Annotated in this window: 10 protein-coding genes; 9 read left to right on the top strand and 1 reads right to left on the bottom strand. The window is 76.0% G+C overall.

Translation table 11 applies throughout. The annotated features are described in order from the left end of the window. Positions 1-2: 2 nt before the first annotated feature. Positions 3-884 (bottom strand): mycothiol synthase, encoded by an 882-nt coding sequence (mshD, locus tag HGA03_RS10365; protein ID WP_168630184.1) that lies wholly within the window; start codon positions 882-884, stop codon positions 3-5. A 220-nt stretch (positions 885-1,104) separates the two neighbouring features. Here mshD and HGA03_RS10360 point away from each other — a divergent pair, with 220 nt between their 5' ends. The 9 genes from HGA03_RS10360 to HGA03_RS10320 all read left to right on the top strand — a co-directional run bounded on the left by HGA03_RS10360 (position 1,105) and on the right by HGA03_RS10320 (position 12,766). Beyond that, positions 1,105-3,093: an ATP-binding protein gene (locus HGA03_RS10360; RefSeq protein ID WP_168630183.1), complete on the top strand. Its 1,989-nt coding sequence runs from the start codon at positions 1,105-1,107 to the stop codon at positions 3,091-3,093. A gap of 176 nt (positions 3,094-3,269) precedes the next feature. Continuing rightward, positions 3,270-5,588, top strand: a complete 2,319-nt coding sequence (locus tag HGA03_RS10355; RefSeq protein ID WP_168630182.1) for a hypothetical protein — start codon at positions 3,270-3,272, stop codon at positions 5,586-5,588. 36 nt (positions 5,589-5,624) lie between these two features. After that, the gene (locus HGA03_RS10350; RefSeq protein ID WP_168630181.1) at positions 5,625-6,911 is read left to right on the top strand and encodes an NAD(P)-binding domain-containing protein; all 1,287 of its coding nucleotides are present in this window, start codon (positions 5,625-5,627) and stop codon (positions 6,909-6,911) included. A gap of 59 nt (positions 6,912-6,970) precedes the next feature. Next, positions 6,971-7,321 (top strand): DUF5997 family protein, encoded by a 351-nt coding sequence (locus tag HGA03_RS10345; RefSeq protein ID WP_168630335.1) that lies wholly within the window; start codon positions 6,971-6,973, stop codon positions 7,319-7,321. A gap of 133 nt (positions 7,322-7,454) precedes the next feature. Then, complete coding sequence (locus HGA03_RS10340; protein ID WP_168630180.1) at positions 7,455-8,561, top strand: heme/hemin ABC transporter substrate-binding protein; 1,107 nt, start codon at positions 7,455-7,457, stop codon at positions 8,559-8,561. Then, on the top strand, positions 8,558-9,646 hold the full coding sequence (locus HGA03_RS10335) for a FecCD family ABC transporter permease (RefSeq protein WP_168630179.1): 1,089 nt from the start codon (positions 8,558-8,560) through the stop codon (positions 9,644-9,646). The genes HGA03_RS10340 and HGA03_RS10335 overlap by 4 nt, the downstream gene beginning before the upstream one ends. Next, a complete protein-coding gene (locus HGA03_RS10330; protein ID WP_168630178.1) occupies positions 9,643-10,446 on the top strand; it encodes a heme ABC transporter ATP-binding protein in 804 nt (267 codons plus the stop codon). The genes HGA03_RS10335 and HGA03_RS10330 overlap by 4 nt, the downstream gene beginning before the upstream one ends. Beyond that, positions 10,443-11,534 carry a hypothetical protein gene (locus HGA03_RS10325; RefSeq protein WP_168630177.1) on the top strand — a complete coding sequence of 364 codons (1,092 nt, stop codon included), beginning with the start codon at positions 10,443-10,445 and terminating at the stop codon, positions 11,532-11,534. Before HGA03_RS10330 ends, HGA03_RS10325 begins: the two co-directional genes overlap by 4 nt. After that, a complete protein-coding gene (locus HGA03_RS10320; RefSeq protein WP_168630176.1) occupies positions 11,531-12,766 on the top strand; it encodes a hypothetical protein in 1,236 nt (411 codons plus the stop codon). The genes HGA03_RS10325 and HGA03_RS10320 overlap by 4 nt, the downstream gene beginning before the upstream one ends. The last annotated feature ends 35 nt before the right edge of the window (positions 12,767-12,801 follow it).

The raw sequence follows: 12,801 nt of genomic DNA, 5'->3' as shown, positions 1-12,801 counted from the left end.
GGTCAGAGCCGGTAGACCACGTCCACGGCGCTGCGGTCGAAGCCGGCCCGCCGGTAGGTGGCGATCGCCGCGGTGTTGTCGCCCTCGGTGTAGAGCACCACCGCCCGCAGTCCCCGGCCGGCCAGGTGGCGCAGCATCCGCTCGGTGAGCAGCCGGCCCAGTCCGCGGCCCTGGGCGTCCGGGTGCACGCCGAGCACGTAGATCTCGCCCTCGTCCTCGCCCGGCGGGATCTTGGTCCAACCGGCCGCGAGCAGCCGTCCGCCGTCGGCCGACTCGGCGAGCAGGAAGCCGTTGGGGTCGAACCAGGGTTCGGCCTGGCGGGCGCGCAGATCGTCCAGGGTGAGCCGGCCCTGTTCCGGGTGGCTCGCGAAGGCGGCCGAGTTCAGCGCCAGCCAGGCGTCCTCGTCCCGGCCGGGCTCGAAGGTCCGCAGCCGCACCCCGGGCGACGGGTCGACCGGGTCGGGCAGCACCAGTGGGTCCAGCCGCATCTGCCACAGCTCGCGCACCACCGGCAGGCCGCGGCGCGTGGCCAGCGCCCGGGCGGGTGCCAGGTCGCCGTGCGCCCACAGGTCCACGCCGTCGTTCAGTGCGGCCAGGGCGTCCAGCAACGCGCTGCCCAGGCCGCGGCGGCGGTGGGCGGGGTGCACGACCAGCTCGGCGGTGGCCCGGGCCGGATCGCGGCGGTCGAGCTGGGCGTAGCCGACCACGTCCTGCCGGTTGCCGAGCACCAGGTGGTGCACCTGGGGGCCTGCGCCGGTCAGCCAAAGCAGCGGTTGTTCGGACAGCGGTGGGACGCCGTCGGCCTCGGCGGCGGTCCGGGCCAGGTCCCGCACGGCGTCGGCCTGGTCGCTGGTCAGCGGTCCGGTGCGGTGGTCGGGGGTCATGGCACATGCCTATCAGGTGCGGTCAGGGGTGCATATCGCTGAAATCAGGACAGGACGTACTCAGTTCCGGGCCGATGGTGCGGGGTTGGCGGCGAGGGCGTACTCGGGCGGGCGCCGGGCGGTACCGGTGACCGGCACGATCGCCGGCCGCTTCCTAGGGTGGTGCGGATCGCTCGTCCACCGGGCGATCGCCCCTGTCCGCCCGACTGAGGTGCCCCGCGTGCTCCGAGATCTCGAACTCGTTGTCGATGCTGTCGAGTCCTGGCGAACCCTGGGCCGGGACGTCGTCGTCCGCGGTGACGACGGCTCCGGCCGCAGCACGGTGCTGCGTGCCGTGGCCGACCGGATGACCGATCGTGGGGCCCGGGTGGTGACGCTCCGGGCCGCCGGGCCCCGGGAGAACGCCACCCTGCTGGCCCACCCGTCGTTCCCGCCCACGCTGGCCACCGCCTCCTGCCTGGAGCAGGTGAACTGGTTGGTCGAGGAGCTCTCCGGGCCGGGCGCCACGCTGGTGATCGACGACGCCGACCGGCTGGACCGGGGCAGCGCCGAGACCGTGCGCCAGGCGTTGACCCGGACCGGCGCCGGCCTGGTGCTCAGCGCCGCGGGCCGCCGGGTGGAGCCGGAGGGCGACTGCTTCATCGCCGCGGTGGTTGCCGAGCGGGCACCCGCCGACGTCCGGATCCGCCCGCTGGGCCTGGCCTCCCTCGCCCGGTTGGTCGGTGACGCCCTGGGCGGGCCCGGTGACCTGCCGCTGGTCGCCTCGGTGGCTGCCCGGTCGGCCGGCAACCCGCGGGTGGCCGCGGCGCTGGTGGACGGTGCCCGGTACACCGGTGCGATCGAGTCCGAGGGCGGGCGCTGGCGCAGCGTCGGTGCGGTGGAGCAGGTGCCGCTGGACCCGGTGGTGAACGCCTTCGTGCCCCGGATGACCGCCGCCGAGGTCGATGCGCTGGAACTGCTGTCCGCCGCGGGCCCGCTGCCGCTGGACGCCGCCGAGCGGCTGCTGACACCCGAGGTGCTGCACGACCTGGCCGAACGTGGCCGGGTGGTCCGGTCCCGGGACGCCCACGGCACCCGCTGCCTGGTGGTCTCGCCCCCGGCGCTGGCCACCGCGCTGCGCACCGGGCTGAGCGAGCAGCGCCGGGCGGAGCTGGCCGAGCGTGCCGGGGCGGTCGACCCGCGGCTGCGCCGGACCGACCTCGGCCGGCCGGCCCCGCTGGAGGCGCTGTTCGTCTCCGGGCCCGAGCACACCGAGGCAGGTGCGGAGTGGCTGGCCGGACTGGCCGCGCAGATCGAGGAGCACGAGATCGCCCGGGTGGCGGCGCGGCGTGCGGCCTGGCTGACCGACCCGTCGGTGCACACCGCCCGGCCGTATCTGGACCTGCTGACCCGCCGGCCGGCCGATGATGACCTGGCGCAGGTGTTCCGCTGCACGCCGGTGACCGAGGCCGACGACCCGGCCGAGCGCGCGCTGTTCCGGGCGGACCAGTTGGCCTGGTCCCGGGCCACCGAGCGGTCCACCGCCGTCGCCGACGAGCTCGCCCGGCGGCACGCGGCCGACCTGGCGCCGCTGGTGGAGCTGCGGCGGCAGCGCGAGCGGCTGGTCGCCGGGTGTTCGGTGGACGAGGTGCTGGACCGGGTCCCGCCATTGGAGCAGGGCCTCGGTGCCGTGCTGACGGTGGTGTCGCTGGTCGGTGCGCTGGTCGAGGCGGGCCGCCCGGAGGAGGCGGTGGTGTTCGCCGAGTCGGACCGGCCGGGCGCGATCTCGCGGGTGTTCGGTCACCAGCTGTCCGGGCTGTACGGGCTCGCGCTGGTGCAGCTGGGTGAGGTGGAGGAGGCCGGCGCGCGGTCCCGGGAGCTGTTGTCCGCCGCCTGCGAGGGGCTGGACGCCGTCGGGATCCGGGTGCAGGCCAGTGTGCTGGCCGAGTCGTTGCTGCGCCAGGGGCGGGCCGAGGAGGCGTGGGCCGCGGCCGGCGCCGCCCTGCACCTGGGCAGCCGTGGAGTCGCGGCGGAGCCGTTCCACCGGCGGTCGCTGTCCCTGGCCGCCGCCGCCCGGTCCCGGATCGGCGACCCGGTGGGTGCCTCGGAACTGGTGGCCGAGCTGCGGTCGCTGCCGGTCGCCGACGACGCGCTGGCGCCGGTCCCGGTGGCGGCGGATCTGCTGCCCTCGGCGGCGGACCTGGCCGGTGCTGCGGAGCTGTCGGCCTGACCACTCAGCGGCCGGTGCCGCGACCCCTATCGCAGCCCCGGCTGACCCCTCATCGGGTTCATTGACTGCTCAATCAGACTGTCAAGGGCCCTTAGTCCTAGATCTCGGCGGCCGGATCCCGCCGCGCCTCCGTACTGTGGCCGCCCCTGCTCGCCGCCGTACCCCTGAGGATGCCCATGCGCCGTGATCGTGATCTGCTCCGTGACGCCGATCGGACACTCGCCGCGATCGACTCCTGGCTCGGGCTCGGCCGGGACGTGCTGATCCGCGGCGACGACGGTTCCGGGCGCAGCACCGTCCTGGCGGCGCTGGCCGACCGGCTCACCGCGCAGGGGCACCCGGTGCTGGTCCTGCGGGCGAGCGGTGCCGAGGACCGGTCCGCCCTGGTCGCGCACCCCGAGCTGCCGCCCGTGCTGCGCGACGCCTCCCGCCCCGAGCTCGCCGGGTGGCTCGCCGGCGCACTGGCCGACCCGCGCTCCTTCCTGCTGGTGGACGACCTGCACCTGCTCGACCCGGGCAGCGCGGTGGTCGTGCGCGATGCCCTGGCGGCCGGGTCCGCGGCCCTGGTGGCCACGGCGGGTGGGCGCCGGGTGCTGGGCGCCGGGGCGGCGGCGGTCGGCGCCCTGCTCGCCGACCGGGTGCCGGCCGAGGTGGAGCTGCGCCCGCTGGGCTTCACCTCGATGTCCCAGCTGGCCCACGCCGTCCTCGGCGCACCGGCGGACGTCCCGCTGCTCGCGGCGGTCTCCGCCCGGGCGGCAGGCAACCCGCGGGCGGCCGCCGCCGTGCTGGACGCGGCGCGGCACGCCGGTGCGATCGGGCTGGACGACGGCCGCTGGCGGATCACCGCGGCACTGGACGCGGTGCCGCCGGACCTGGTCGCCGCCGTGTTCGTGCCCCGGCACACCCCGGCGGAGCTCGACGCCTTGGAGGTGCTGGCCGCGATCGGTCCGGTGGAGCGGGACGCCGGGTGCCGGGTGGTGCCCACCGAGGTGCTGCTCGGCCTGGTGGACCGCGGCCGGGTGATCAGCTCACCGGAGCCCGACGGGGAGGTGCTGTTCACCGTCTCGCCGCCGGCGCTCGCCTCGGCACTGCGCCTGGGGCTCGACGAGGCCCGGCGGGCGGCGATCGTGGACCGTGCGCGGGCCGCCGGGATCCGGGCCGCACACCCGGACGTGCACCAGCGCCCGGGCCTGGACGCGCTGCTGGACCCGCGGTCGCACGACGGGGGACTGGGTGCCCGCTGGATCGCCGCGGTGGCTGCCCGGATCACCGAGCAGGAGGTCGCCGAGGAGTCCGCGCTGGCCGCCGCGTGGCGCGCGGAGCCGTCGGTCCCGCTGGCGCTGTGCTACCTGCCACTGCTCAGCCGCCGCCCGGCCGGCCCGGAGGTCGCCGAGGTGTTCGCCCGGACCGTGCTGTCGGACGGCGACGCCCCGTTGGACCGGGCCCTGTTCCGGCTGCAGCACCTGCGCTGGCTCCGGTCCGCCGGGGACCTGGCCGGGGCCGCCGCCGAGGAACAGCGGCACGAGGCCGACCTGCGGCCGGTGGTGGAACTGTCGTCGGTGCGGGACCGGGTGTGGCAGCTGGTCAGCACCGGCCGGCCGCTCGAACCGTATCTGCGGGCCGCCACCCCCCGGGGCGAGGGGCGGCACTCGGGCTTGCTGCTGACCGCCCTGATCGGCGCCCTGCTGGATGTCGGCCGCCCGGACCTGGCGCTGCCGCTGGTCCGGCGGGGTGCCGAGGCCGGATACGGCGGGACGCTGGGCCGGTGGCTGGCCGGGCTGCACTCGATCGCCCTGCTGCGGATGGGCGACCTGGCCGGGGTCGAGCGCCGGTCCCGCGAGCTGATGGCCGAGGCGTGCTCGGACCTGGATCCGGCCGGGATCCGGGTGCACGGGAGCGTGCTGACCGAGGTGCTGTACGTCTCCGGGCGGCTGGACCAGGCGTGGATCGCGGCGTCCACCGTGCTGCGGTTCGGGGTGTCCGGGGCGGTCGAGGACCCGTTCTACCGGCGGGCGCTGTCCCTGGCGGTGCCGATCCGGGCCCAGCTCGGCGACCTGGACACGGCGGGTGAGCTGCTGGCCGAGCTGCGGTCCATGCCGCCCCGGTTCGATCCGGCGATCGGCGCGCTGATGCCGCTGGCCGAGGCCGCCGTCGCCCACCGCCGCGATCCGGAGGAGAGCCGGGCGGCGGACCGGGCACTGTGGCGGGAGGGCATGCGCCTGGTCGAGCTCGGCCAGCTCAGCACCGCGCTGGAGTGCTGGCTGATGCAGTCCCGGGTCCACCCGCCCGAGGACTGGGTGGTGGTCGAGGAGCAGTTCGGCCGCGCGGTCGCGCCGGTGCTGCTGCCCTGGTACCGGATGCACCGCGCGCTGGCCGCCGGCGACCGGGACGCGATCCGGGACGCCCTCCGCACCCTGCCCGCCGGGTCGAGCCTGGCCGCGACCGCCCGGGACGTGCTGGCCGCGGATGTGCCGTCCCCCACGATGGTGTGCTGACGGGAACGCCCCGCCGATCCGCGGCGTTCACCGGACATGGCACCTGACGACGACCTGCGCTCCGTGGATGTGGTGGTCATCGGGGCCGGGCAGGCCGGACTGTCCGCCGCCGCCCACCTGCGCCGCTCCGGCTTCAGTCCGGTGGACGACCCGGCGCCGGGTGCGCCGACCTTCGTGGTGCTGGATGCCGCCGACGGTCCGGGCGGTGCCTGGCGGGAGCGGTGGCCGACCCTGACCATGCGCACCGTGCACAGCGTGTACGAGCTGCCCAACCGCCCGATGCCCGCCTTCGCACCGGACCAGCCGGCCGCCGAGGCGCTGCCCGGCTACTTCGGCGAGTTCGAGGCCGAGGAAGGGCTGCGGGTGCGGCGGCCGGTGCAGGTGCGCACGGTGCGCGAGGTGGATGGCGGCCGGCTCGCCGTCGAGACCGTGGACCGCTCCGGCACCCCGGTCGGTCCGGTGTCCGCGCCGGCGGCCGGAGTGCCGGTGCCGGAGCCGGGCGATCCGCTGGGCTGGGGTGCCGGGACGGGTCGGGTCCGGTCGCCGCGCGCCGCGACCCCGGCGCTGCCCGCGGTGCCGACCGCACCGCGCCGGGTGCGCCGGACCTGGCTGACCCGGGCGCTGGTGAATGCCACCGGCACCTGGACCCGGCCGTTCTGGCCGGTCTACCCGGGGCAGCGCGACTTCGCCGGGACCCAGCTGCACACCCGGGACTACCGCAGGCCGGAGGACTTCACCGGCCGGGACGTGATCGTGGTCGGCGGTGGGACCTCGGCGGTGCAGCACCTGCTGGCGATCCACCCGGTCGCCCGCTCCACCACCTGGGTCACCCGGCGGCCACCGGAGTGGGTGGACGCGGCGTTCTCCCCGGAGCTGGGCCGCGAGGCGGTGGCGCGGGTGGAGCAGCGGACCCGGGAAGGCCGGCCGCCGGCCAGCATCGTGTCCGCCACCGGCCTGTCGCTGACCCCGGAGTACCGGGCCGGGATCGACGCCGGCGTGCTGCTGGCCCGGCCGGTGTTCGAGCGGCTGGTGCCTGACGGTGCACGCTGGGCGCCGGGGCCGGTCGCCGAGGGCTGGATCGACGGGCCCGAGCACGTGCGGGCCGACGTGGTGCTGTGGGCGACCGGGTTCCGCCCGGCGGTCGATCACCTGGCGCCGCTGCGGCTGCGGCACCGCAACGGCGGGATCGAACTGGCCGGCACCCGGGCGGTGGCCGATCCGCGGGTCCAGCTGGTCGGCTACGGCCCGAGTGCCAGCACGGTCGGGGCGAACCGGGCCGGGCGGGCGGCGGCCCGGGAGGTGCGGCGGCTGCTCGGCGCCTGAGGTGTCCGTATCCTGGGCGGGTGACCTCGCAGCCCCGTCGTGCCCGCGCGACCCAGACCATGAAGCCCGCCACCGCCGCGGCCAAGCTCGGCGTGTACCTGCCCGCCACCCCGGCGGAGTTCCAGGCCGGGCCGGTGTCCCGCGACCAGCTCGACGAGTGGCAGCAGAACCCGCCGCAGTGGCTGACCGAGCTGCGCCGGACCGGGCCGCACCCGCGCCAGGTGGTCGCCGCCCGGCTGCGGGTGTCGATGTCCGGGCTGGCCAGGGCCGGGCTGACCGACCCGCTGACCACCGAGCAGATCGACGCGATCATCGCCGAGGCGCCGGAGTGGCTGCACCGGGAGCGGGCCAGCTTCGCCGAGGTCAAGCGCGAGGAGCAGCGGCTCAAGGAGCGCGACCAGCAGCGCTGAGACGGTGTCGGTACGGCCCGCCGGGGAGTCCTCCCGGCGGGCCGTCGTCGTTCCGTGACCGGTTCACCCTTGTTTCTAAGGGTGCCCTCACTTAGGTTAGGCGTGCCTTCCTCACTCAGGAGTTCGTCCACCTATGTCCCGTTTCACGTGGTTCCGTCGCGCCCTGGCACCGGTCGTCCTGACCCTGTCCCTGGCGCTCGCGGGGTGCTCGCTCACCGGCACCGCCGGCAGCGCCGACCCGGTGGCCGCCGCCGACCGGCCCGCCCTGGACAGCCTCACCCCGCTGGACCACCCCCGGGAGTACACCGGGCCGACCACCGCGGTCTCGGCGGCCGACCCGGTCCGGCCGGTCACCGCCGACCCCGCACCCGCCCTGCCCGCCACCGTCACCGACGCCCAGGGCACCGAGGTCACCGTCACCGACACCAGCCGGATCCTGGCCCTCGACCTGTACGGCTCCACCTCCCGGATCGTCTACGAGCTCGGGCTGGGCGACAGCGTGGTGGGCCGGGACACCTCCTCGGACTTCCCGGAGATCGCGGACAAGCCGCTGGTCACCAGCAACGGCCACGAGCTGACCGGCGAGGCGATCCTCGACCTGGCGCCGACCCTGATCATCACCGACACCACCCTCGGTCCCTGGGACGTCGTGCTGCAGATGCGCGACGCCGGGATCCCGGTGGTGGTGGTCGACTCCCACCGCAGCCTGGACACCGTGGCCACTCTGATCGAGCAGGTCGCCGCCGCCGTCGGCCTGCCGGAGGCCGGTGCCGAGCTGATCAGCCGGACCCAGGCCGAGATCGACCGGGTCACCGAGCAGATCGGCCGGCTCGCCCCGAGCGACCCGGCCGACCGGCTGCGGGTGGTCTTCCTCTACCTGCGCGGCACCGCCGGGGTCTATTACATGTTCGGCACCGGCTCCGGCGCCGATTCGCTGATCACCTCGCTGGGTGCGGTCGACGTCGCCACCGAGATCGGCTGGCAGGGGATGCGCCCGATCACCGACGAGGGCCTGATCGCCGCCGCACCCGACCTGATCCTGGTGATGACCCACGGCCTGGAGTCGGTGGGCGGGGTGGACGGACTGCTGGAGCAGGTGCCGGCGGTGGCCCAGACCCCGGCCGGGGAACACCGCCGGATCGTCGACATGGCCGACACCCAGCTGCTCGGCTTCGGCCCGGCGACCGCGGACACCCTGGACGCGCTGGCCCGGGCGTTCTACGCGCCGGAGTCGGCATGACCGCCACCCTGGACCGCCCGGCGACCGCGGCCGCGGAGCTGCCTCGGACCCGGCCGTCCCGGCTGATCCCGGTCACCGCCGCCCTGGTACTGGCCCTGCTGGTGCTCGGGGTGCTCAGTGCGGGCACCGGGCAGCTCGGGGTGCCGCCGGAGCAGGTGCTCGGGTCGGTGCTGCACCGGATCGGGCTGGACTGGCTCCCGCTGCCCAGCCACCCGAACGGCGACGCGGCGCTGTGGAGCATCCGGTTCCCGCGGGTGGCGATGGCGATGCTGGTGGGTGCGGCGCTGGCCACCGCCGGTGCGGTGATGCAGGGCGTGTTCGGCAACCCGCTGGCCGATCCCGGGGTGGTCGGGGTGTCCTCCGGTGCGGCGTTGGCCGCCTGTGCCGGCATCGTCTGGGGACTGAGCTTCGCCGGGGCGTACACCACCGCGGTGCTGGCCTTCGGCGGGGGCCTGGCCGCGACCTTCCTGGTGTACCTGCTGGCCCGGTCGGGCGGCCGGACCGAGGTGGTCACCCTGGTGCTGACCGGGGTCGCGGTGAACGCGGTCGGCGGCGCGGGGATCGCCTTCCTCACCTTCCTGGGCGACACCCAGTCCCGGGAGCAGATCGTGTTCTGGCAGCTCGGGTCGCTGAACGGCACCCGGTGGGCCTATGTCGGCGTGGTCGCGCCCCTGGTGCTGGCCGGGGTGCTGGCGGCGGTGCTGCTGGCCCGGCGACTGGACCTGCTGGCGCTCGGTGAACGGGCGGCCCGGCACGTCGGGGTGGACGTGGAGCGGCTGCGGATCGTCAGCATCGTGGTGGTGGCGCTGCTCACCGCCGCGGCGGTCGCGTTCTGCGGGATCATCGCCTTCGTCGGGCTGGTGGTGCCGCACCTGATCCGGATGCTGCTCGGCCCCGGCCACCGGGTGCTGGTGCCGCTGTCCGCGCTCGGCGGGGCGGTGCTGCTCACCGGTGCCGATCTGGTCGCCCGCACCGCGGTGGCCTACGCCGACCTGCCGATCGGGATGCTCACCGCGCTGGTCGGCGGCCCGTTCTTCTTCTGGCTGATCCGCCGCACCCGCCGCACCGCCGGGGGCTGGGCATGACCGCCGTCGAGGCCCGGGACCTGGGCTACACCGTCGAGGGCACCGCGCTGCTGACCGGCGTGGACCTGGACCTGCAGCACGGCGAACTGCTGGTGGTGGTCGGGCCGAACGGCGCCGGGAAGTCCACCCTGCTCGGTCTGCTGGCCGGGGATCTGCGCCCGTCGTCGGGCACGGTGCGCTACGCCGGGCAGGACGCCCACCGGCTGCCCGCCGCGGAGCTGGCCCGGCGGCGTGCCGTGCTGCTGCAGGAGCACCGGCTGAGCTTCCCGTTCACCGTGGCCGAGGTGGTCCGGATGGGCCGGGCGCCCTGGCGTGGCCGGCCGGAGGAGGCCGAGGACGACCGGGCGGTGGCCGAGGCGGTGGACACCGCGGACATCCGGCACCTGGGCCCGCGCCGGTTCCCCACACTGTCCGGCGGGGAGAAGGCACGGACCTCCTTCGCCCGGGCCCGCGCCCAGGCCACCGGCGTGCTGCTGCTGGACGAGCCGACCGCCGCCCTGGACCTGCGGCACCAGGAGCAGGTGCTCGGTCACGCCCGCGCCCGGGCCCGGGCCGGCGACGCGGTGCTGGCCGTGCTGCACGACCTGTCGCTGGCCGCCGCCTACGCCGACCGGGTGCTGCTGCTCGGCGGCGGCCGGGTGCACGGCCTGGGCACCCCCGATCAGGTGCTGCGCCCCGGACCGCTCAGCGCGCTCTACCAGGTCCCGGTGGACGTGTTCCGGCGCGGCGCCGACCTGGTGGTGCTGCCCGACCGCTCCGCGACCCCCGCCGTCCCCGCCCCCTCGGAGGCCCTGCGATGACCCGCCGTACCGTCCTGGCCGTCCTGCTCGCGCTGGTCATGCTGCCGCTGGCCGCCCCGGGAGCGTCCGCCGCGCCCACGGTCGGGGTGTCCGGGATCGGCGGCCGGGCCGAGGCCGCGCTGGACGGCCCGACCACCCTGCGGCTGACCGGCACCGGCTTCCAGTCGATCCCCGGCGGCTTCGGCGGGATCTACGTGGTCTTCGGCTGGGTGGACGACCCGGCGGGCGGCAGCTGGCGGCCCAGCCAGGGCGGGACCACCGGCACCGACTACGACTACATCCCGGACGCCGAGACCGCGGACAACCAGGGCTACATCCGGTTCGTCGCCTTCCCCGGGTCGGACACCGAGGCCTCGGCGAACGGTGGCACGGTGGCGGCGGACGGCAGCTGGTCGACCACGCTGACCGTGCCCGGCCCGTCGTTCACCGCGAAGGGCCGCGACGGCACCGGGACCCCGGTGGACTGCACCCGGGTGCAGTGCGGGGTGATCACCATCGGCGCGCACGGCGTGGTCAACCCCAGCAACGAGAGCTTCACGCCGGTCAGCTTCGTGGCGGGTGGGGACACCGACTCCGCTGCGGCGGAGAGCGAGGAGGCCGGGTCCGGGGCCACCGCCGACCGGGCCGCGCCCACCGTCGGCGTCGACCAGGCCACCGCGGTGGTCGGCCGGGCGCTCACCTTCGCCGGACAGGGCTTCGACCCGGGCGAACAGCTCACCGTGACGCTGGACGACGGGCTGGTGTCGCTCGGGCCGCTGGCCGCCGGGGCACAGGGCGAGATCGCCGGCACCCTGCAACTGCCCGGTGACCTGCGCACCGGCACCCACCTGCTCCGGGTGAGCGCCGCCGGGTCCGGGCTGAGCACCGAGCTGGAGTTCACCGTCACCGCCGACCCGGCCACCGCCACCGCCGCCGATCTGATCGCCGCCGAGGCCGACCCGGCCGGGCACCGGTGGACCGCGGCCGAGATCGCCCTGGTCGCGGCCGGCGGTCTGCTGCTGATCACCGTGCTGGTGTCCTTCGTGACCGCGCGACGCCGGCGCCGAATGCCCGAACCGTCCGCCACCCCCGAGGAGGTCCGGCGATGAAGCGCCTGCTGGCCGCCGCCGCCCTGACCGGCGCCCTGCTGCTCGCCGCCGCCCCGGTGGCGCTGGCCGCCGACGACCCGGACGGCTCGATCGAGGTCGGTGTGACCATCCCGGACCTGGGCGACCAGGTGGTGTCGGTCGGCAACGGGCAACTGCGGTGGTCGCTGAACGCCGAGACCGGTGCCGGTGCCTACTTCGGCGGCTGCAACTTCCTGATGGCCGGGCTGCCCGGCACGGACGGCGACGCCGGTGGCGCCCGGGTGTGGACCGAGGGCGACGGGCTGTACCGGGCCACCTCCGGCACGGTCCGGATCGACCGGCCCACCGCGGACGGCAGCCGCACCACCGCGGACTGGGCCACCCGGTGCACCGACCGGGACGGCGTCACCGTGACCACCGGCAACAACCGGGTCACCGAGCAGCAGGTGGTGATGGACGGCGGCGTGGGCACCGCCGACCCGGCGGCCGGCACCGCGCAGATCCGCTGGTCCGGCAGCTTCACCGTGGTGTTCTACGGCGGGATGACCTACTGGTGGACCAGCGACCCGGTGCTCACGGTCAACGCCGACGGCACCGCCCGGCTCACCGCCACCGCCGGGGGCTACGCGACCTCGATGACCGACACCTCGCAGTGGAGCAGGCTGCCCGCCACCACCGTCACCCTGGCCACGATGTCCGGGGTCCGGCTCACCGACCAGGGCATCTCGGCCCGGCCCGACTACCGCGGCGTGGCGGTGTCCACCCCCGCCGGTGCCGCCGCCCAGCTGCGGGAGGGCGACGACTGGGGCTCGTTCCCGCAGGACTTCATCGACTTCCAGGGCCGGACCGGCCAGGCCGCGTACTGGTACTCCTCGGGCGGTGCGGCCGACGCGCGCAAACCGGCGACCACGCTGTACGTCAGCTACGACGCGGCATCCGCCCTGGTGCCGGCCGAGGAACGGCCCGCGGCACAGGACACCTCGGCCCAGGGCGGCACCGGCGGCGGTGGCGGGCAGGCCGCCGGCACGGCACGCAGCTCGGGTCGGGCCGCCGCCGCGGTGGACCCGGACCCGCTCACCATCCCGGCGGTGACCACGCTGACCGCCGGCCAGGCCCGGGCCGACCTGATCCCGGCGGCGGTCGCCACCCCGGCCGGGCAGGCCGCGGTCTGGGGCGCCGCCGGCCTGATGCTCGCCGGATCGGGGGCGGTCTTCGGCTTCCGCAGGGGCTGGCTGGTCCTGCCCTGGCGGTAGTCCGGCGGGGCGCCCTCGGGTGCCTCACCGGAGAA

It is taken from the genome of Cellulomonas denverensis, assembly GCF_012396125.1.
GTDB lineage: Bacteria > Actinomycetota > Actinomycetes > Actinomycetales > Cellulomonadaceae > Cellulomonas > Cellulomonas denverensis.
Note: the sequence above shows the minus strand (reverse complement) of the source record. Positions and strands in the feature narration are given on the sequence as shown.

Excerpts from the sequence above, each read along its gene's own strand:
- mshD (WP_168630184.1), bottom strand. The coding sequence starts at position 884 with ATGACCCCCGACCACCGCACCGGACCGCTGACCAGCGACCAGGCCGAC.
- HGA03_RS10355 (WP_168630182.1), top strand. The coding sequence starts at position 3,270 with ATGCGCCGTGATCGTGATCTGCTCCGTGACGCCGATCGGACACTCGCC.
- HGA03_RS10350 (WP_168630181.1), top strand. The coding sequence starts at position 5,625 with ATGGCACCTGACGACGACCTGCGCTCCGTGGATGTGGTGGTCATCGGG.
- HGA03_RS10345 (WP_168630335.1), top strand. The coding sequence starts at position 6,971 with ATGAAGCCCGCCACCGCCGCGGCCAAGCTCGGCGTGTACCTGCCCGCC.
- HGA03_RS10340 (WP_168630180.1), top strand. The coding sequence starts at position 7,455 with ATGTCCCGTTTCACGTGGTTCCGTCGCGCCCTGGCACCGGTCGTCCTG.
- HGA03_RS10335 (WP_168630179.1), top strand. The coding sequence starts at position 8,558 with ATGACCGCCACCCTGGACCGCCCGGCGACCGCGGCCGCGGAGCTGCCT.
- HGA03_RS10330 (WP_168630178.1), top strand. The coding sequence starts at position 9,643 with ATGACCGCCGTCGAGGCCCGGGACCTGGGCTACACCGTCGAGGGCACC.
- HGA03_RS10325 (WP_168630177.1), top strand. The coding sequence starts at position 10,443 with ATGACCCGCCGTACCGTCCTGGCCGTCCTGCTCGCGCTGGTCATGCTG.
- HGA03_RS10320 (WP_168630176.1), top strand. The coding sequence starts at position 11,531 with ATGAAGCGCCTGCTGGCCGCCGCCGCCCTGACCGGCGCCCTGCTGCTC.